At 49.9% G+C, this 19,908-nt stretch carries 19 protein-coding genes; 15 read left to right on the forward strand and 4 right to left on the reverse strand.

The window, feature by feature from the left end; all coding sequences use genetic code 11:
* Positions 1 to 166: 166 nt before the first annotated feature.
* Positions 167 to 925 (reverse strand): BofC C-terminal domain-containing protein, encoded by a 759-nt coding sequence (locus tag HYD27_RS32600; RefSeq protein WP_219210964.1) that lies wholly within the window; start codon positions 923 to 925, stop codon positions 167 to 169.
* A 200-nt stretch (positions 926 to 1,125) separates the two neighbouring features.
* Between HYD27_RS32600 and fabV the strand changes: the two genes are divergently transcribed.
* Together fabV and HYD27_RS02480 are read left to right on the forward strand one after the other, a co-directional pair.
* Positions 1,126 to 2,316, forward strand: a complete 1,191-nt coding sequence (gene fabV, locus HYD27_RS02475) for an enoyl-ACP reductase FabV (RefSeq protein WP_219210966.1) — start codon at positions 1,126 to 1,128, stop codon at positions 2,314 to 2,316.
* Positions 2,317 to 2,522: 206 nt separating this feature from the next.
* Positions 2,523 to 3,137, forward strand: a complete 615-nt coding sequence (locus HYD27_RS02480; RefSeq protein WP_219210968.1) for a helix-turn-helix domain-containing protein — start codon at positions 2,523 to 2,525, stop codon at positions 3,135 to 3,137.
* A gap of 12 nt (positions 3,138 to 3,149) precedes the next feature.
* Here the strand turns inward: HYD27_RS02480 and HYD27_RS02485 are convergent, their stop codons facing one another.
* A complete protein-coding gene (locus HYD27_RS02485; RefSeq protein ID WP_219210979.1) occupies positions 3,150 to 4,064 on the reverse strand; it encodes an AraC family transcriptional regulator in 915 nt (304 codons plus the stop codon).
* Between the two features lie 133 nt (positions 4,065 to 4,197).
* On the opposite strand from HYD27_RS02485, the gene HYD27_RS02490 reads away from it, so the two are divergent.
* The 7 genes from HYD27_RS02490 to HYD27_RS02515 all read left to right on the forward strand — a co-directional run bounded on the left by HYD27_RS02490 (position 4,198) and on the right by HYD27_RS02515 (position 10,385).
* Complete coding sequence (locus HYD27_RS02490) at positions 4,198 to 6,183, forward strand: alpha-amylase family protein (protein ID WP_219210980.1); 1,986 nt, start codon at positions 4,198 to 4,200, stop codon at positions 6,181 to 6,183.
* Between the two features lie 226 nt (positions 6,184 to 6,409).
* On the forward strand, positions 6,410 to 6,628 hold the full coding sequence (locus HYD27_RS02495) for a hypothetical protein (protein ID WP_219210983.1): 219 nt from the start codon (positions 6,410 to 6,412) through the stop codon (positions 6,626 to 6,628).
* A 432-nt stretch (positions 6,629 to 7,060) separates the two neighbouring features.
* The gene (locus tag HYD27_RS02500; protein ID WP_309241999.1) at positions 7,061 to 7,279 is read left to right on the forward strand and encodes an FCD domain-containing protein; all 219 of its coding nucleotides are present in this window, start codon (positions 7,061 to 7,063) and stop codon (positions 7,277 to 7,279) included.
* An 822-nt stretch (positions 7,280 to 8,101) separates the two neighbouring features.
* A complete protein-coding gene (locus HYD27_RS02505; protein WP_219210985.1) occupies positions 8,102 to 8,896 on the forward strand; it encodes a ParA family protein in 795 nt (264 codons plus the stop codon).
* On the forward strand, positions 8,883 to 9,107 hold the full coding sequence (locus HYD27_RS31745) for a hypothetical protein (RefSeq protein ID WP_220101462.1): 225 nt from the start codon (positions 8,883 to 8,885) through the stop codon (positions 9,105 to 9,107). Before HYD27_RS02505 ends, HYD27_RS31745 begins: the two co-directional genes overlap by 14 nt.
* Positions 9,017 to 9,949, forward strand: a complete 933-nt coding sequence (locus HYD27_RS02510; protein WP_309242004.1) for a ParB N-terminal domain-containing protein — start codon at positions 9,017 to 9,019, stop codon at positions 9,947 to 9,949. Before HYD27_RS31745 ends, HYD27_RS02510 begins: the two co-directional genes overlap by 91 nt.
* Positions 9,933 to 10,385, forward strand: coding sequence for a DUF6075 family protein (locus HYD27_RS02515; RefSeq protein ID WP_219210987.1), 453 nt, complete (start codon positions 9,933 to 9,935; stop codon positions 10,383 to 10,385). The genes HYD27_RS02510 and HYD27_RS02515 overlap by 17 nt, the downstream gene beginning before the upstream one ends.
* Positions 10,386 to 10,816: 431 nt before the next feature.
* Here the strand turns inward: HYD27_RS02515 and HYD27_RS02520 are convergent, their stop codons facing one another.
* Positions 10,817 to 11,044 carry a hypothetical protein gene (locus HYD27_RS02520; RefSeq protein WP_219210989.1) on the reverse strand — a complete coding sequence of 76 codons (228 nt, stop codon included), beginning with the start codon at positions 11,042 to 11,044 and terminating at the stop codon, positions 10,817 to 10,819.
* A 118-nt stretch (positions 11,045 to 11,162) separates the two neighbouring features.
* On the opposite strand from HYD27_RS02520, the gene HYD27_RS02525 reads away from it, so the two are divergent.
* Both HYD27_RS02525 and HYD27_RS31855 read left to right on the forward strand, forming a co-directional pair.
* Positions 11,163 to 11,537 (forward strand): TnpV protein, encoded by a 375-nt coding sequence (locus tag HYD27_RS02525; RefSeq protein ID WP_219210991.1) that lies wholly within the window; start codon positions 11,163 to 11,165, stop codon positions 11,535 to 11,537.
* A gap of 3,035 nt (positions 11,538 to 14,572) precedes the next feature.
* Complete coding sequence (locus HYD27_RS31855) at positions 14,573 to 17,047, forward strand: SNF2-related protein (RefSeq protein WP_228744938.1); 2,475 nt, start codon at positions 14,573 to 14,575, stop codon at positions 17,045 to 17,047.
* A 171-nt stretch (positions 17,048 to 17,218) separates the two neighbouring features.
* Here the strand turns inward: HYD27_RS31855 and HYD27_RS02535 are convergent, their stop codons facing one another.
* On the reverse strand, positions 17,219 to 17,494 hold the full coding sequence (locus tag HYD27_RS02535) for a hypothetical protein (RefSeq protein WP_219210995.1): 276 nt from the start codon (positions 17,492 to 17,494) through the stop codon (positions 17,219 to 17,221).
* Between the two features lie 116 nt (positions 17,495 to 17,610).
* Here HYD27_RS02535 and HYD27_RS02540 point away from each other — a divergent pair, with 116 nt between their 5' ends.
* Genes HYD27_RS02540 through HYD27_RS02555 form a run of 4 tightly spaced genes read left to right on the forward strand, consistent with a single transcriptional unit; the run spans position 17,611 to position 19,857 of the window.
* Positions 17,611 to 17,805, forward strand: coding sequence for a hypothetical protein (locus HYD27_RS02540; RefSeq protein ID WP_219210997.1), 195 nt, complete (start codon positions 17,611 to 17,613; stop codon positions 17,803 to 17,805).
* Between the two features lie 26 nt (positions 17,806 to 17,831).
* Entirely contained in the window at positions 17,832 to 18,725 is an 894-nt protein-coding gene (locus HYD27_RS02545; protein WP_219211000.1) for a hypothetical protein, read from the forward strand.
* A 32-nt stretch (positions 18,726 to 18,757) separates the two neighbouring features.
* On the forward strand, positions 18,758 to 19,291 hold the full coding sequence (locus tag HYD27_RS02550; RefSeq protein WP_219211002.1) for an AlbA family DNA-binding domain-containing protein: 534 nt from the start codon (positions 18,758 to 18,760) through the stop codon (positions 19,289 to 19,291).
* Entirely contained in the window at positions 19,219 to 19,857 is a 639-nt protein-coding gene (locus HYD27_RS02555; RefSeq protein WP_219211004.1) for a hypothetical protein, read from the forward strand. The genes HYD27_RS02550 and HYD27_RS02555 overlap by 73 nt, the downstream gene beginning before the upstream one ends.
* Positions 19,858 to 19,908 lie beyond the last annotated feature (51 nt).

Genomic DNA, 19,908 nt, shown 5'->3' on the forward strand with positions numbered 1-19,908 from the left:
ACGGCTCAGCAAACTCACCACCATTCAGCACGATTAAGACGCATTATAATTTTCCCTAACTTCATATCTGCCTTATCCACAACTGACGAGAAGCATAATTTCCTAAACAACAAAAAAGCCGCCCAAGCCAGACAGCAGCTCTGGGGCGGCCTTCATTCCATATATGCTATTCCTCGCTCTGCATAACCTGTTCGGATGAATCCCGCGCGTAATCGCTGAAGGTGGACAGCACGCTATTGTACTCCTCCACATCCTGAACACGGATACCGGCATGCAGCTGGTCCAGGATATCCTCCGGCAGCGAGGACTTCATGGAGCCCATATCCATCTGAAAAAAAGTTTTGAGCACCTTCTCCCCTGCGGGCGGACCCTTGAACAGCGTCAGGTTTCCGTGCTCGTCCACGCCGATAAAGGCATCCTTCTTAATCAGCGGCGACAAATCATTGACGCTGTGCTCCAGCCACAAATCGCCATCCGTGCTGATCCAGCCATTCCAGTCCGGGTGATTTACAATCACCTCTTTGAGCTGGATTATCGACCGGCTGCCGGGCAGGGTCACAATTTCCTCACCTGAAAGGTAGGTGGTCTTCAGATGGACTATCCTGGAGATCGGCTCTGCCCTGACGGCCTCAAGCAGCTGTTCACTTCCCATTACGGGCGCTGCTTCACTGTCGTTCTCTTCAGCATGGCTATATACAGCCGCCGCTGCCGGCACACTTTCTCCCGCATTACCGTTCTGCAGCCTGTCCAGACTATCCGGCACAGCCCATGCGGAATCATTCAGCAAGCCGCTGATTTCCTCGGGCACCTGCATGCCGCGCCAGGCCAGCACCGTTAAGGCGATACAGGCCGCGCCTACCCAGGGAGCTTTTTTCCAACGTCTCCAACGCCGCCACAGTTGTTTCTTTAAGCGAAAAGCATTCACGTTGATCCCTTCATTCTGCTTTTTTCCTATTGTGGCCTGTGAAGGGAGCAATTATGCGCTTTTACAGAAAAATTGATGTATTTGCCCTTCATTTGAGAATTAACTCAAAAAATACATTCATACTTATCTTTCTATGCCATCATTTGCTATACTCTATATTAGCGAAAAAGTTAAAAATCTAAACAAAGGGGTAATCCTTGATGATCATTCAGCCAAAAACACGCGGCTTTATTTGCACAACCGCCCATCCGGAAGGGTGCGCCAAACAAATACAGGAACAGATCGATTATGTGAAAGCGCAGAAAAAGCTAACCGGACCTGTGAATGTGCTCGTTATCGGCGCCTCCACCGGATATGGCCTGGCCTCGCGGATTGCCGCCGCTTTCGGTGCCGGTGCCAGTACCATCGGCGTATTCTTCGACAAAGCCGCAGAAGGCGTGCGCACCGCCTCCGCAGGCTGGTACAATTCCGCAGCCTTTGAACAGGCAGCCGTACAGCAGGGCCTCAAATCACACAGCATCGTAGGAGATGCTTTTTCCGATGCCATCAAGACCAAGACCATTGAACTCATCCAGGCGGAATACGGAACGGTAGATCTTGTGGTGTACAGTGTGGCCTCCCCGCGCCGTACCCATCCGGTGACAGGAGAAACCTTCTCTTCCGTTATCAAGCCGGTCGGCACCGCCTATACGAACAAAACGATGAACTTCCATACAGGAGAAGTATCCACGGTTACCATTGAACCGGCAACAGACGACGAGGTTCGCCAGACTATCGCCGTAATGGGCGGAGAAGATTGGGGCATGTGGATCGATCAGCTCCAGGAAGCCGGTGTGCTTGCGGACAGCGCAACAACCGTAGCATATTCCTACATCGGCCCTGCAGTCACCCATCCGATTTACCGGGACGGAACCATCGGCCAGGCCAAAAATGATCTGGAGCAGACCGCCATCGCCTTGAATGAAAAGCTGAGCGCAAAAGGCGGACGCGCTTTTGTATCCGTCAACAAAGCCCTCGTCACACAGTCCAGCTCGGCTATTCCGGTGGTTCCACTGTACATTTCCGCGCTGTATAAAGTGATGAAGGAAAAAGATCTGCATGAAAATTGCATTCAGCAAATGTACCGTTTGTTCGCAGAGCACCTGTACAATGGCGGTGAAGCGGCAGCGGACGGCAGCCACCTGATCCGGATCGATGACTGGGAGATGCGCGAGGATGTGCAGAACGAGGTCATGAGACGTTGGAACGAGCTGGAGACCGGCAACGTTCCTGAGCTTTCGGATCTTGAAGGCTACCGTGAAGACTTCTTCCACCTGTTCGGCTTCCAGACCGAAGGTGTGGACTACGGGGCCGATACCGATCCGGCAGTGGAGATTCCCAACCAGGTTTAATTGTAATGCTGCCCTGCCAATATTGAAGAAGCCGCTCCCTGAAGCAAGCCGGGGGCGGCTTCTTTGCGTTTGCTCTTAAGAGAGTACAAATTTATAGCGATTTAACAAATTATAGCCCTGACCCTTTGTTCGGGGTAGGCAGCTGAGTAACGTTCATATAAGGAGCGGCTCCATAATGTACAAGCGGAACGGAGAACCGGCTGCTGGTGTTCAACCTGACAACAGAGATTAACCCTGGCGCATTTGCGGGTCCGCTGTCAAGCCTGCTGGTCATTAAGAAAATGACACTGCTTCCTTATGTGCTCCAGATGCTTCGCAGAGGCCATGTAATTCTTCTGCGGCTGGCCGGTCTCATCAGCAGCCTGCCGCTCAATATAAGCTTCCTGTCCTTCGTCATCCCATACTTTTCAGTCCGGGAGAATCATTATCCGTTCCACCTAAGAGTTGGCATGCTTTCGCGATATTATCAGAACAGCAGCGGACTTGAGGACAACAAGGCGCTGCGGATCGGCGAGACGGTCACCTATATCGAGGAGCATTTTCTGCAGCCAATTACGTTGCAATCCATGGCGGATATGGCCTATATGTCAACCTGCCAGTTTCTCAGGGTCTTCACCCGCAACTATCAGACCACTCCTATGGATTACGTCATCCGCAAGCGGCTGGATTATTCCTGCACACTGCTGCGGAGCCCGGACCTGTCCATACCCCAGGTGGCCATGGACAGCGGCTTTCATGACCAGAACTATTACTCCCGCCAGTTCCGCAATATATTCAACTGCACGCCAAGCGCTTACCGCGAGAAAATGCTTCATTCGTGACGGCATTCCTGATTAGTGCCCTGACTCCTCCGTACCGGCTGCAGCAGCGGACTCTTCCCTCTGGCGCAGCCTTCTCCGGTAAGCTCCGGGGGTTATGCCGAACCTCGCACTGAACAGCCGCGTCATGTAATTAGGGTCGCGGATGCCTACCCGTTCGGCAATGTCGGGAATGCCCAGCACCGTACCGCCCAGCAATTTTTTGGCTTCTTCCAGGCGCAGGTGCAGCACGTACTGCAGCGGGGTTGTGCCGATATGCTGCTTCATGCACCTCGTGATATAATCCGCCTGGAAATGCAGCTCCTCCTGAAGTCCTGCCAGATTAAACGGCTCTCTCCAGTGAGCATCCAGATAGGCTGCAGCCGCCCGGGCCAGCCGGACCGCCGGCTCCGGCAGGACAGTCCGCGCGCATTCCGCCTGAAGCAGAGCCATCAGCCCCGCCAGCAGAACATGGAGCCGGAGCGCATTTTCAGCGTTCAGCCGGCCGTGAAGCTCATTCATCTCATGTAAAACCGGCTCCAGTGCCTCTACATCGACTGCAGCGAACTTCGGCATATACAGCCGCTGCTGTGCAGAAGGCTCTTCATCCTCTACCGTCCCTTTAGCCAGCAGCGAAGACCATGGAATCTCCTCCTGCCGGATATAAGCCGGCTTGCCTTCATGGATGAAGTGAACCCAATATATCTCCGTATCCTCCCCGCACGCCCGGTACCCCTCATGCGGCAGTCCCGCCTCCAGTACCAGCAGCTTGCCCGGACCAACTGCATATTCCTTATCTTGTTCTTTCATGTAGAGCGTTCCGCGTTTAACCAATAGCAGATCGTACACACCGAAGGTGCGGGCGAAATGCCGGTCTCCCGGCGACCAGACGGCAAGCCCCACCGTGACGAACTGCGGCAGCGGCGGAATGGCAAATTCCAGACACAGCACTGTATCTCTCTCCCCTGTAAAAGTCGATTTTATGCTATTCAAAGTCTATATTATCACTGGCTCCTCCGGCCGAAAAGAGGTACATTGACTGAGAATCCGCTTTTCATCCAACCATATAAGGGGCTGTTCATCAATGCGTTTTCGTCAGATTCATCTCGATTTCCACACTTCCGAAGCCATTCCCGGCATCGGCAAGGAATTCTCCAGACCCCAGTTCCAGTCCATGCTGCGTACCGGTCATATAGATTCGGTCACGGTCTTCTCCAAATGCCATCATGGCTGGGCTTACCATCCCAGTGAAGCCAATGAGATTCATCCGCATCTTTCCTTTGACCTGCTGGGGGAAATGATAACGGCAGCGCACGAAATCGGGGTGCTGACGCCGGTATACCTGTCAGCGGGGCTTGATGAGAAGCTTGCCCGCCGCCATCCCGAGTGGCTGATCCGCGATGCAGAGGACCGCACACGCTGGGTACAGGACTTTATGACGCCGGGTTACCATGAATTTTGCCTGGGCACGCCTTATCTGGATATTTTACTGGCGCAAATCCATGAGGTCGTCTCCCGGTACGACGCAGACGGCATCTTTCTGGACATTGTCGGCGTCCGTAAATGCCGCTGCCAGTATTGCGTAGCCGCGCTGCGGGCAGCCGGCCAGGATCCGCGCGATGAAGCCGCTGTCATTGCCCTGGGTGAACAGACTTATCTGAACTATGCGCGCCGTGTACGGGAGACTATCGATGCCGTTAAGCCTGGTCTTCCCGTCTATCACAACAACGGCCATCAAAAGCGGGGCCGCCGGGACCTTGTCCTTGTCAACAGCCACCTCGAGCTGGAGTCGCTCCCGACCGGAGGCTGGGGCTACGATCACTTCCCGCTGTCGGCACGGTACGCCCAGACGCTGGGTATGGATTTTCTCGGCATGACCGGCAAATTCCATACCTCCTGGGGCGAATTCGGCGGCTACAAGCATCCGAATGCACTGCGGTATGAAGCGGCTCTGAGCCTCGCCCATGGTGCCAAATGCTCCATCGGCGACCAGCTTCACCCCTCAGGCCTGATGGATGAAGCGACCTATGCGCTGATCGGCACCGCCTATGCCGAGGTGAAAGCGAAGGAACAGTGGTGCAGCGGGGTACAATCCGTTGCCGACATCGCTGTTCTGTCCCTCGAGGCAGCGCGTGAAGCCTGTCCCGGCGGGCAGCTGCTGAAGGGGGAGCGCAATCTGGCCGATGCCGGGGCGGTGCGTATTCTCAGTGAAGGCCATTATCTGTATGACATCGTAGATACACTGACCAATTTCACCGCCTACAAGGTGCTGATTCTGCCGGACGAGGTGCCGGTATGGCCGGAATTGGCCGCTGCAATAGCAGCCTTTACGGCAGGCGGCGGTAAGGTGCTGGCTACCGGGCGTTCGGGCCTGAATGCGGCAGGTGATGCATTTGCACTGGACCTGGGGATCAGCTGGCTGGGAGCCAATCCTTACCGGCCATCATATTTCCGTCCGCATTTCACTCCGGGCGCCCTGCTGCCCGCATCCTATGTGATGTATGGCGAAGGCCAGCTTGTGGAACTGGACGGCGGATTCTCTCTGGGCCATTTGGAGAATCCGTATTTCAACCGCGATATCTTCACCTTTTCTTCACATCAGCACACGCCCGGTGCCAGGAAAGACAATGGGCCTGGCATGATCGAGAGTGAAGGAGGGATCTACATCGCCTGGGATGTGTTCAGCGAATATGCAGATGGCGGCCATCTCATCCTTAAGGACATAGTACTCCATGCGCTATCCCGGCTGCTCCCGCAGCCACTCCTGAGTACCAATCTGCCGGCGCGGGGAATCACAACCCTGCAGTACCAGCAGGCGGAGCAGCGGTATGTGAACCATCTGCTCTATGCCGCCCCTGTACTGAAGGGACGCATTGAAGCCATCGAGGATATCGTGCCGCTGCGGGACATTTCTGTCAGCCTGCGCCTTCCGTCTCCCAGTCCCGTCCGCCGGGTCTATCTGGCCCCGTCGAAGATAGAGCTGCCGTTTACGGCAGGCCCAGAGGGCGAGCTCACCTACACCGTTCCTTATCTGGAGAATCATCAGATGGCTGTGATTGAGCTGGCCTAGTAATTTGCGGCGGGATCGAACTACACACTTACGGAATCGAACCGCTCACTTAAATGAAATCGGGAGACCGCAGCAGACTGTCATAACTTCTGTGACCTCCCTTTTTCACATCAGTGTCTTCTCAATTCCCGATGCCCAGGCATCCATAACGGCTGACCGAAGTGTACCCTTTACATTCGTTTACTTAGAAAGAAGCTCACTTACTTTGACAACTGGGCGGCGATCTTTGGTGATGTGGTGTCCTCCCTGGAAATCACCCGGAGGGCAGCGGCTACCGGATGAAATCCCGCTTTCCAAATTCCACAACCTGCCGGAACTGATGAATCTGTTTCGCCTGGCAGCGGACATTCAAACCGCTGGTATGCCGCAGTTGCCCGCGCCCGAACTGGGGGCGCGCAAGCCGCCGTTATCGTCAGTGAATGTTCTCCGTTTCAGCGGCAATTGATGGACGAGTTTATAGTACGTGCCGAGCAGACCCGCAATAATGATGAAGACGCTTCGGAAGATAACATGCTCAAGCTAGACCCTGAAGCTAAACTGATGGCCATTGATCCCCGTCTGGTTCATGAGGACGCTCCCGTTGATCCCGACTCCAAATTAAATCGCTGCATCCATAACCAGAATATTCCGGTTGGTAAACTGCGTAACCGGCTCATTAAAATGCCATTAGAAGAAGATGACGATAATATTTTTCCAAATTCGCTTCGCTTTTCCCTAATCTCCTTCTTCACATTTCCTGCATCCTTCCTCTCGCCTGATCCTCCAAGTCAATCAGCTGGTTTGAAGAGAACCTGGAGCTGCAGCGCGGTTATGCCCTCGCCCAGGACACCTGCTCTTTACCGAGGCCGATTCGGCTTTTCACCGCAAGCTGGCTGCGGTGCTCGGCAATGCCGAAATTCTTCAGGCGATGGAGCAGCTGCAAGACAAGCTGTTCCAAATTGCCGTACGGGTGCTGCGCAAGGACCGCACCCGGATTCAGGTATCATATGAAGATCATCTGCGCATTTTCCGGTTGCTGCAGGAGGGTCACAAGGAAACGGCGGCCCAGGCTATGGAGGCGCATCTGGAATTCGGCAAGCGCATTCTGATCCACTGAGCATAAGCAGGCTTCCCCCAAGCGGCGGCACATGATATGATCATTCGTCTTTCCCACAAGTGCCTTCGGAACAAACTCCTCGACAAATCGGATAGCAGACAGAAGAAACCCAGGAGCATGCGGCTTGCTCCTGGGTTTTTACTGCGTAAACTGCCCTCAGGCTTGTCCGGGATCGCCTTCCTCCATGAAAAAAACTTCCCATTGGTGGCTATCCCGATCCTGGAAGCTCCACCGGCGGAGAAGCCCATATCCACAGGGTCATTGGCTGCGAAACCGCCGGCCGCAAGCGCCTGCTGAACCATCTGATCACCGTCTCCTTGCTCGAAACCGTAAAGGACTGGATGACCTCGGAGCCCTTGGCCGCGCCAGTACCCGGCTTTTGAATAAAGGTCTGATAGAAGCCTCTGCAAGCAGCATGACAAAACAGTGCTCATGCCCCAGATGATCCTGGCTGTTAAAAAGAAAAAGGCTTATAAAATCGCTTAGATAAGCAATCTTATAAACCCCTTTTGGTATACCGATGGCCGGACTCGAACCGGCAAGCCTCTCGGCACCGCATTTTGAGTCGCACCTGCTATTCGGAAGATAGCAGAAGTTAAGTCCAAGAAGAGGAATCTAAAAACCGCGAAAAGCCTTGTAGAATCAAGGTTTTTCGCGGTTTTTTCCGTTTTCCCCAAGTACAGCAAGGGTTTGTCGGGTTGACCCAAAAAGCAGCCATTTTTGCACGTTGGGAAGAACTCGGAGAGAACTAGACAAGAACCAGCCCCGCTCCCTGCCATTGACAAATTTTAGTGGAGCATAAACTCCGGGGAGGTTTTTCCGATGACTAAAGCCAAGATCATAACCATTGCCAACCAGAAGGGTGGCACAGGCAAAACGACCACCGCCTACAATTTAGCCCATGCCTTATCCCATGAAGGAAAAAAAGTGCTGCTGGTAGACTTCGACCCGCAAGGCAATCTCACCTTATGCTTTGGAATTGAGCAATCTAATCTGTTGCCGGTTACCATATGCAATATTTTAGAAGCAATGATAAGCGATCTCCCGCTTCCTGCAGCCGAGGAATACCTGCATCGTCAGGATAATATTGACCTCATACCGAGCAACATTGAACTGGCTGTCACCGAAATCAATTTGCGGAATGAGATGGGGAATGAAAAGACATTAGCTGAACTTCTGGAACCGATGAAGACAAACTATGACTACATTCTCATCGACACCAACCCGTCGCTGGGTTTGCTCACGATCAACGCCCTGGCCGCAAGTGACAGTGTATTGATTCCCGTAAATCCGCAGTTATGGTCGGCTACTGGCCTCACTCAATTGCTTAATATTATCGTAAAAGTGAAGAAACGAATCAATCAGCAAATTACTATTGAAGGCATCCTGATGACCATGTGTGATTTCCGTACCAATCTGTACAAACAGGCATACAAGCTGGTGAAAGAGTACTACGAAGGAATCATTCGCATCTTTGAATCACAAATTCCTCTCACCGTCACAGTGGGGGAGGCCAATTTTTATAGCCAAAGTCTGATTGATTACCAGCCCAATGCTAAAGTAACCATTGCTTATCAAGACTTAGCCAAGGAGCTGATGCAGCATGGCAACGACTAAGCGCATGGTTCCGAAGCTCGGCAGCATTGACGAGTTGCTTCGGCTCTCTGACCAATCCTTTAAGGATACCGAAACTCCCTCAGCGTTGGAAGGGGAATCCAATCGCTTCCCATTACCAAAATCAGATTTTTTAAAGACCATCCGTTTCGCTTATATGAGGGCGAAAGGCTCGCAGATATGGCAGACAGCATTCAAAATAACGGCGTATTAATCCCGGTTATTGTCCGCAAAATCGAAGTGGACGAAAGCGGCTGCGAATATGAAATGCTGGCCGGGCATAACCGTATGAACGCCGCCCTGATGATTGGTATGGATCAACTTCCTTCTATTATAAAGGAACAGCTTACCGATGAAGAAGCGCTTATGTATGTGGTGGAGACCAATGTGCTGCAACGCTCCTTTTCGGATATGCTGCCATCAGAGAAAGCTAAGGTGCTATCCCTGCGCTACTCGGATATGTTCTCACAGGGCAAACGCAACGATATTATTGAGGAACTAAAAAAGCTCGAAAACCCGCACCACGACAAGGAAAACCCAACCTCGCCCCTTTTAGGTACAAAGTTAAGAAGCGATGAAAAATTGGGCCTGGAATACGGATTGGCCAAAAATACAGTGGCTCGCTTATTGCGTATCGACAAGCTTATGCCTTCCTTAAAAAAGCGAGTGGATGACGCAGAGCTTGGCCTTTACCCGGCCGTCAGTCTCTCCTATCTTTCAGCGGCGGAACAATCCATCATTGAAGACATTTTGTCCAACCATGCCTACAAGCTGGATATGAAGAAAGCCGAATTGCTGCGTGATTACTCCGGCAAGCTTACCGCCGAACAAGCAACCAAAATCTTATCTGGCGAAGCGACCCGCAAACCACGCGCTAAATCGCCTGCTCCTTTCAAACTCAAGCACAAGGTCTATGCCAAATATTTTAACCCGCAAAGCAAAGCTTCCGAAGTGGAAGAGATTATCGATAAGGCGCTGGAGATGTATTTTGCCCAGCAGCAGCCCCCCCAATCCCATCAAGAACTGGAGGATACCGAACATGTACCCGACCTTTAAAGACATTAAGCATGAGCAATTTTACGAAGGCAATATTCGCATGACCCATAGCCAGCAAGACCCTTATCGCAAGGCGTTATTTTACTTACTGGGACTGACTCCGCAGACCCGCCAGCACATTCAGGATATCTACGATTATGAGGAAAGCTGCATCCGGCTGGAGGGCTTAGAGCAAGGCTGGCAAACCAGCAGCTCCATCAAGCTTACCCGACTAGCCTTCAACTTGTTTAACGGCTATACCGGAGACAGCGAAGCAGACCGGGACTACTCCCGGAACTACAGCCCGTATCACCTGTTCGATACCAGCCTCATGCCCTATTTTTTTGAAGCGTTGAAGCTGCGGTATGCCGAATATGCCCACACCTTGCAACAGCCGTTCCTCCCGTTTTCCCCGATTCATGCAGACCATTCAGAAGAGTATGAAATGGAGTCGTAATGTCTCACAAACCAGCGATCCATCCCATTTCCATAAGAAAGGAGAGCCGCCATGCGTCGAGCAGAACAGTTGCGGATCTGTACGAGTCAGCCATTGCCGATCTGACCCAAAGTGGAGAAGCTTGGAGTGACTACCTGCACTTCGCTGCTTCCATCTATAAATACTCCTTTGACAATAGCCTGCTGATCTATGTTCAGCGCCCGGATACCACCATGCTGGCTCCCCTCCCTCTTTGGAATCAGTTGGGGCGCTATGTGAAAAAGGGCGAAAAGAGCATCGCCGTTTGCGATTTCCAGCAGGGCAGTCCAGTGTTAAATCACCTGTTTGATGTCACCCAAACCACCGGGAAACCGGCACCCGCACTCTGGAGTCTGGAGCAAATTGACGTTTCCGAACTGGCGGGACGCTTGACTTCCTACGACACCATGGACCTATCCAGCGCAATCTCTGATCTGGCTAAAGCCTCTGTGGTTTCCATTTGGGACGAACTGCTGCAAGACTTCGAACACGATATCGAGGATCACTTTCTCGGTACAGTGCCCCCGCAAGGCTTGGAGCAGCATATGGGCGACCTGATTATGGACAGCGTTCGCTATCTCGTCCACCGCCGCTGCAAGCTGCCGGAACCGAATGGCATCGACTTCGCCACCATTGTTCACTTAGACACTCTGCCTCTTGTCGCCCGCTTGGGCTATCAGGTGAATGCCATCGCCCGCGGCTTGCTTGCTGATATTGCCCGTTACATCAAACTTATGGAACACGAAAGGAGCACCTTTTATGAACAAGAAGGAACATCCAAGCCTGACCTATCACGAGATCGACGGTCTACTGTATCCCGATCTGCAAATCTCGGGCAACCCGGAAGCCGACCAGCAGCCGCTGGGCAAGTACGGGCGGATGGCACTGAACCATCTGCGCAACCATCACCCGCAGCGCTTCCTGATTCTCCAGATGCAAGGCGACCTGATGAAGAAAATGCACCAAGTGGAACAGGAAGCGCTGGAACGGATGGAGCAATTGAGCGAGCAACTGCTTCGGCTCCAGCCGATGCCGCAGACCAACGACACCCTGGAGCGGACGCGGCATCTGAATCAGATCAAATCCACAGCGGAAGAACTGGTACTGAACGACATCGTCCTGAAGCCGAGATAACCGTACCTTCTTCTCCCACAAATCTTTTGCAACCCCCTTCCCCGGAGCCGCCTGCCAGCGGTTCTTTTTTTACGCCGGAAACCAGCAAACAAGCAGAAAAACATACCATCGAGGAAATGCTAGAGTACCTGCTGCGCAGCGATAGAGGAACATCAGTGATTAAGCCACGTATCTACCAATTCGTTACCGAGCAGCATCCGGTGAAACCTGCCGCTCTTGTCCCGTTGCTCAAGCAAGTGTATGGGATTGGCGGTACATGGGGCAGCTTTGGCAACAACCTGAAAGGCTACCTGACAACCAGCAAAGGAATGGAACTGGAATGGAAAGATACAGACGGGAACCATCGAGAAGGTTTGACCTGGAATAAGGTTTCCGCCATGATGCTGCGGCTGATTCGGGAAGGACGCTATGATGAACAATTTGCCCCCTTCCCATCTGAAGAACCCGAGTGGACCTTGTTCGACTATGCTACACAGCAATCCCATGGAGAAAAACAGGAATTAGACGGCGGCTCTATGGAGGCAGAAGAAACCTTACCTAAACCGTCTGGAGAAGAAGCGTCCTCTACTTCACTGCCTTCTATCGATGCAAAGATAGACCCAATTGAGTTAGACACATTCCATTCGGACCAGCCTCCTACTGCTGATCCCATCTACGCCGTCAACTATCGCTTTAACCCGGAAGCATCTCCTTATGTGTCCGGTCCCAAAAACAAGTATAAGCGAAATGTGGAAGCGATCCGCTTACTCAAACATTTGGAAGCAGAACAGCGACAGGCAACAGTGGAAGAGCAGCAGATCCTGGCCGGTTATGTTGGCTGGGGCGGATTGGCTAACGCTTTCCACCCTACGGCATCCGGCTGGGAGAATGAATACACCGAGTTGAAGCAATTGCTGGACGATGAAGAATATGCCGCGGCACGCAATTCTACGATTACTGCCTTTTATACCGAGCAAGCGGTAATTCAACCGATTCATGCTACCTTGCAGCGTTTTGGGCTAACGGATGGTACAGGCCGCAAGCTGCTGGAGCCGTCCATGGGCACAGGCAATTTCTTCTCCGTGCTGCCGCCGGAATGGGAGCAAGCGGAGCTTCACGGGGTGGAACTGGATCAACTGACCGGCAGAATCTCCCGGCAGTTGTACCCTCAAGCCACGATCCACCTCCAGGGCTTTGAAACGGTAGATTGGATGGATACTCGTTTTGACGCGATGTTCTCGAATATTCCTTTTCACAATATCCGCATCTTTGACCGGCACTACCAAACGAATCATTTGATCCATGACTACTTTTTCATTAAAGCCGTGGATCTGCTGAAACCCGGCGGCATCCTTGCCTTCATTGTCAGTAAGGGAACGATGGACAAACAGGATTCTGCGGTTCGGGAAATCCTGGCCCAAAAAGCGGAGCTCATCGGTGCCGTTCGACTGCCTAATACGACCTTTCAAGCTCTGGCTGGTGCTACCGTGACCACAGATATTGTCTTTTTGCAAAAAAGGGAGCTGCCTCTTACGCTGAATAAAGAAGATATGCCAGACTGGGTGTTCGTCGGGACAACACCAGACGGAGTCCCCATGAATCGCTATTACCTCAGCAACCCCGACCAATTGTTGGGGAAAATGATTTGGGATCGCGGGATGTACGGGGCGGAGCAGACAACTGCTTGTGTGCCGCATGAAGATCAGCAACTATCCATCGTACTAGAGCAGGCGCTGGGAAGATTGCAGGCTGTCTTCTCTCCCCTTTCCCATCAGGTGACAGAGTTAAAACCATCGATGCTTTTGGACGCGGATGAACCGAGACGCCTAGAAGCACCGCCCGGAATTAAAAATTTCACTTATATCCACGAACAAGGGCAGATTTATTATTGCGAAAACGGCGAGTTGTTGCCCCTGGACATTAAGGGAAAAAAGGCAGAACGCATCAAAGGCTTATGCGAAATCCGAACCGCGCTGCTGGAAGTGATTTCGCTTCAGTCCCGTGAATATGGCTATGAAGAAACTGAACTGACAGCAACTCAGCAAGTATTAAACAGTGCTTATGACCGCTTTGTCCACGCCTGCGGTTATATTAATGATCGGGCCAACACAGCCGCTTTTGCCGACGACGATCAACTGCCGCTGCTCCGTTCCATCGAAGACCTGAGCCCAGAGAAAACGTGGAGCAAAGCGGCCATCTTTTTTCGACCCACCATCCGTTCCAACCATCTACCCGATCATGCAGAGTCAGCGATTGAAGCGCTGCAAATCTGCCTGAATCAGCGGCTGCGCATTGACCTGCCCTACATGGCCCACCTGTGCCGTACAACGACAGCTGAAATCCGTGAGGAATTGGGCGAACGCATCTTTTTAAACCCGCAGAAATATACAGGTGATGAAGAAGAAGGCTGGGAACTGGATGAAGACTATCTATCTGGTAACGTAAAGGACAAGCTGGCCTACGCCATTTTGAAAGCGAAAGAGCACCCCGACCTGTTTCAACGCAACGTATCTGCACTGACCGCCGTTCAGCCCGCCCCCCTGCTTCCCGGCGATATCGATTTTCGCATTGGCAGCCCGTGGATTCCGGTACGGTATTACCGGGAGTTTATGTATGAAACCTTCGCCACTGCCCAGGTTCTGCAGACCACGCAAACCGTCGATGTAGATTATTTGGAATACACCAACCTTTGGCGTGTATCCGGCAAATCCCTGGAGCGCGATTCCATCAAAGTGAGCCAAACCTATGGCACACGCCGCGCCAGCGCTTATGAGATTTACGAATCCAGTCTAAACCTGCAAAGCATCACCGTCCGTGATCCTGTTACCTACCTGGACTCCAGCGGGAACGAGCAAATCAAATATGTTGTGAATGCCAAGGAAACGATGATTGCCCGTGCCAAGCAACAGCAAATGAAGGAAGCCTTTGCTTCCTGGCTATTCCGCGACAAGGACCGCGCCGACCATCTGCTGGCAATCTACAACGATACATTCAACACGATTCGGCCCCGCCATTACACGGGCGACCACCTCGTATTCGCCGGGATGAATGAGGAAATGCAGCTCCGCAAGCACCAAAAGGATGCGGTGGCCCGTATTCTCTACTCCGGTACGGCGCTTATGGCCCATGAAGTCGGCGCAGGCAAAACCGCCGCGATGATTACTGCCGGCATGTCGTTGAAGCGAATCGGTGCAATTCAAAAGCCAATGTTCTGCGTACCCAATCACCTGACTGAGCAATGGGCCAATGAATTCCTGCGCTTCTTCCCTGCAGCTAACATTCTCGTAACCACGAAAAAGGATTTTGCCCTGACCAACCGTCAACGCTTTGTCTCCCGTATTGCCATGGGTGACTACGATGCCGTTATCATCGGCCATAGCCAGTTTGAGAAAATCCCTATTTCCAGCGAACGTCAAGAGCAGCTCCTGCAAGATGAAATTCGCAATGTGTCTCAAACCATTGACCAGGTGAAAAAAGAAAAGGGAGACAACTGGAGCATCAAGCAGATGGTGGTGTTTGAGAACAACCTGAAATCCCGTTTGGAGCGTCTGGCGAATGAAGGCAAAAAGGATGATCTACTCAACTTTGAACAATTGGGCGTAGATATGCTATTTGTGGATGAGGCTCACGTCTACAAGAATTGCTTCACCTTTACGAAAATGCGCAATGTCGCCGGAATCGGCAAAACCAGTAGCCAGCGGGCCACCGATATGCTGCTCAAATGCCAGTATCTGCAGGAAATGAACGGCGGACGTGGCGTGGTCTTTGCCACAGGCACACCGATCAGCAACAGTATGTCGGAAATGTACGTGATGCAGCGTTTTCTCCAGCCTCATTTGCTGCAAAAGCTAGGGCTGAACTTTTTTGACAATTGGGCGGCGACTTTCGGTGAAGTCGTGTCCTCCCTGGAAATCACACCGGAAGGCAGCGGCTACCGGATGAAATCCCGCTTTGCCAAATTCCACAACCTGCCCGAACTGATGAATCTGTTTCGCCTCGTAGCGGACATTCAAACCGCTGATATGCTGCAACTACCTACTCCCAAACTGGAAGGCGATAAAGCCACCGTTATTGTCAGTGAATGTTCTCCGTTTCAGCAGCAGCTGATGGATGAGTTTGTGGTACGGGCCGAGCAGATCCGCAACAATGAAGTGGATGCTTCCGAGGATAACATGCTCAAGCTGACGCATGAAGCCAAACTGATGTCCATTGATCCCCGACTAGTTTATGAGGATGCTTCTGTCGATCCTGACTCCAAATTAAACCGCTGCATCCACAACCTCTATGACATCTGGCAGCAAACAGAGGTCGAGAAGCTGACCCAGGTCGTTTTTTGCGATAGCGGTACACCCAAGCCGGGAGTCTTTAACGTATACCATGAGGTAAAAAGTCAACTTATACTTCGCGGCGTACCGGAGGACGAAATCGCGTTTATCCATGATGCCAAAACGGATGCCCAGCGGGAGGAATTGTTTGAGCAGGTGCGCCGCGGCGAAGTCCGGGTTTTGCTTGGTTCCACCTCCAAGCTCGGAACCGGGACCAACATTCAAGATCGTCTCATTGCTGCACATCATACCGACTGCCCTTGGCGTCCTTCAGACATTATCCAGCGAGACGGCCGCATCCTGCGGCAAGGCAACCGCAATCCCGTTGTACAGATTTTTCGGTATGTCACAAAGGGAACCTTTGACTCATACTTGTGGCAAATTCAGGAGCAGAAGCTGCGCTACATCTCCCAGGTCATGACTGGCAAAAGTATCTCCCGCTCCTGTGAGGACACCGATGAGACGGTACTGTCCGCTGCCGAAATAAAGGCCGTGGCCACCGGCAATCCTATGCTGACTGAAAAGATGCAGGTGGACAATGATGTCTCCCGCCTCAAGCTCTTGAAGGCCAACTGGCAAAATGAGCAGGTGATGCTGGAGCAGCGTATCCATAAGCAGTATCCTTTGATGCTGACGGTAAGCGAGGAGAAACAGGAGAAGCTTCAAGCGGATATCCAGATAGCAAAACAGAATCGGCAATCGGATTTCTTAATTCAACTGGATGGAACCTACTATGAAGAACGAACGCAAGCCGGGGAAGTGCTGCTTTTGTTGGCTAAACTAACCGAGATTGATCAACCGCCCAGAACCATTGGCCAGTTTCACGGCTTTCCTCTTTCCTTATCTCGCTCGATTTTTGATTCCGTCCATATTCAGGTCCAAGGAGCAGAAAGATACACCGCAGAGCTTGGCGAGTCGGCACTGGGGAATATTTCTCGTCTCGAAAATCTGATTAAAAAGCTTCCATCATTGCTTCAAGCCACGAAGCAGCATTCTGAAGAGATGCTGGAGCAGCTTGCCGCGGCGAAAAAAGAATGGGGTAAGCCGTTTGAGGAGGAACAGAAGCTGCAACAACTGGTTATGCGGCAATCCGAGATCAATTCTGCGTTGGAGTTTAAGGAATTGCAAGGACAGGAAATCGTCATAGAGGAACAAGCGGAGGAAACAGATCGAGAGCCGGAGAAAGAATTGGAACCTGAAATATAGTTCATCTAATAAGAAAACCAACATGCAACACCGGCCTTATGTTTGAGTCTGTCATTGGTATCAAACATACTCTTGAAAGCGAGGAAAGCGAATGAGAATGAATTCAAAATGAAAGAACCGTTCACAACAAGAAACGGTCTTTTCATGGCATCAGTGAGATTGTTTTCGCAATTATTCAATCTTATCTATTGAAAATCCAGTTGCTCTGGCAATGAGTGATTGATCTACCCCTTCGACTATCAAGTGATTGACCACTTGCTCAATGCCCTCATGCTTAATCGCATCCAGTATTTGCTCCAGTCCCATAGCCGTTCCTCCTTCCTTGATTTGCAACATGAATTGTTCAATCTGTTTCCTGCCCTCTGGCAACTTTTGCACCAACACTTGGGCAATCCAAGCAAAGAATTTCTGCTGATTTAGTAGCAGTCTTTTCAATGATTCATACAAGATTTATCTATTACCTCTTACTCACATCAACAAGTCACAACAAACCAATTACTTACACAAAGTGCCGCGGTTATTATATAATACTCCCAACACTATGATAAGGAGGATTTGTTGATATGAGAGCTTCCCAAGATTTCATCAACCAGCTAGAGCTTTTATTTGAGACTTATGAGCAAGAGGTTACAGATAAGCTGAAAAGGGGCGTGTTAAAGGCAAGTGCGGCTAAAACATATCTTTATCATTCCGGTAACTTTATCAAGTGGTGTCGTAATGACTTTGTTCCGGGAGCAAAAAATGAACGGAAACAATAATTATAACTAAGGGGTTTTTGAATTTAATGACCAAAAATATAGTATACGACCTCACATCAATTAATGGAACTATGAAGGGGCTATTTGATCATCTAAATATTAACGCGAATACAATTAAGTCTTATACGAAGCATTGCATGGGTGAGTATTCAATTGAGGACTTTTTAGATTTTCTTAATATTACTGATGATGGACTGTTAAGTGGTGAAATTTTGCTTGTAACTCTTCATGTTACTACTAACAATGATAATTGCAGTTCTATAAGAGAGCTTGGATTATTAAATTCACAGCAGTCACTTACTCTTGACACTCCTCTTAAAAGATATTTACAGCAAAAAGGTGTATCAATTGATATCCTTGGTAGAGAAATACGTTATAAAGAAAAAATATATGATTTAAGTAGAAAATACGCTTCTTCTTTTAGTTCGTTTGACGATGAGGATGAGAAAGCTGTAAAATGGGTGATCTATAAATTGTATGAAGATTATCAGATCAACTCCTTTTTTGGCTCGGACGATGTACTTGATTATGGTGGATACTGTAATATACGACCTGAATTTTTAATGAATTTGGCAGAACTATTGGGTGATATGTCAATTGAAAGTGACTGGAAGAAGAACGGAGATAACAAGTGCTATGTAATTAAATTTCATGTCTTAATGTCACATTGTACAGAATTCACTTTTTTTGACGAGCATAGATTTGCATTGAAAAAGTATGAACTGGATTATCTGGACGATAGAGAAATTGAACTTAAAAAGAGAAAATGGATACTCCATCAGTCGTTAGCTAATATTTATGATGAGAACTATACACGAGAGTATACTTGCTTTCTTAAATTTGATGCCAGTGTCCCATTTTCGAATATTATAAAAATATATTCGCCTGAAGAGTACAAGACAGAATACGGAATTAGGTAGGGGTTAATTTTTGTAAAGGGAGTGTGATTCTCTTGTCTTTGTCTCGAAAACCTATACGGCAACTAACAATTGATGACATAACATCTTTAATGGGAGATATCCCTGTAAAAGAAGGGCAAAATATAGATTATAAGCGAGATATGATTCGATCAGAAAAACTGTGCGAGGTAGTTACCTCATTCGCAAATTCACAAGGCGGAGATTTAATAATTGGAATTGACGAAGTTGAAGGCATCCCTACAGAGGTGATTGGCGTTGAGAGCGTAGATATAGATAAAGAAGAACTAAGGCTCAGGCATATTTTCAATAATGGCATAGAGCCTAGAATTGCCATAATAGATATTGAGTTTATTTCCGTTGATGATGCAAAATACGTTATTGTTATCGCACACCTAGAAGTTGGATACGCCCTCACAGGGTCAACCACAACTCAAAATTCTATGCCAGACAGTCGAATGGTAAGTATGAACTGGATGTTCAGCAGCTCAGGCAGATGTTTCTGGGTAGTGGTGAATTTTCTAATAAGTATGCTGATTTCCATGAGGAGAGAGTTTCTCTGCATATAGAGCAGTTTATGAGTGCGGCCTTTACTCTCGTTCACTTTGTTCCAGTATCCTCCTTTGATAATTTCAGAAATATTGATTTAACAGGCATTTTTAATCGAGTTCGAAGTACCCCTATCGCAACATCTAATGATAACAGGAGAATTAACTTTATAGGGGTATACTCGGAGTCGAATGACAAGACTTCTAAGTTTCAACTTTTTAGAAATGGAGTTACTGAGTATGTAACAACAAGAATACTTCGGGAAAACAGAGTATCCAGTGGCAAGTTATACGATGAACTGAAAAAGACAGTTTCATATGCGCTACAAAATTATCGTTCAATAGAGATAATTGAACCTGTATATATGATGGTTTCTTTTTATGGAGTTAATGGATTACTGGCACGAGATATTCACGTATTTGATGTTGATCATGAAGTTGTTCCTTTTGAGTCTGATAAGATGATTTTTCCCGAGGTTCTTATCGAGGACATTGATAATGCAGATATTCGGGAAACAATTCGTCCAATTATGGATATACTTTGGAATGCGTATGGTTTTTCAAAATACAGTTATGAATTAAAGTAGCATTTACTCTGGCTGCCCCTTTTGGTTGATGTGATCCGTCCCAACAAGACG

Source organism: Paenibacillus sp. S150, from assembly GCF_019352175.1.
Taxonomy (GTDB): domain Bacteria; phylum Bacillota; class Bacilli; order Paenibacillales; family Paenibacillaceae; genus Paenibacillus_AQ.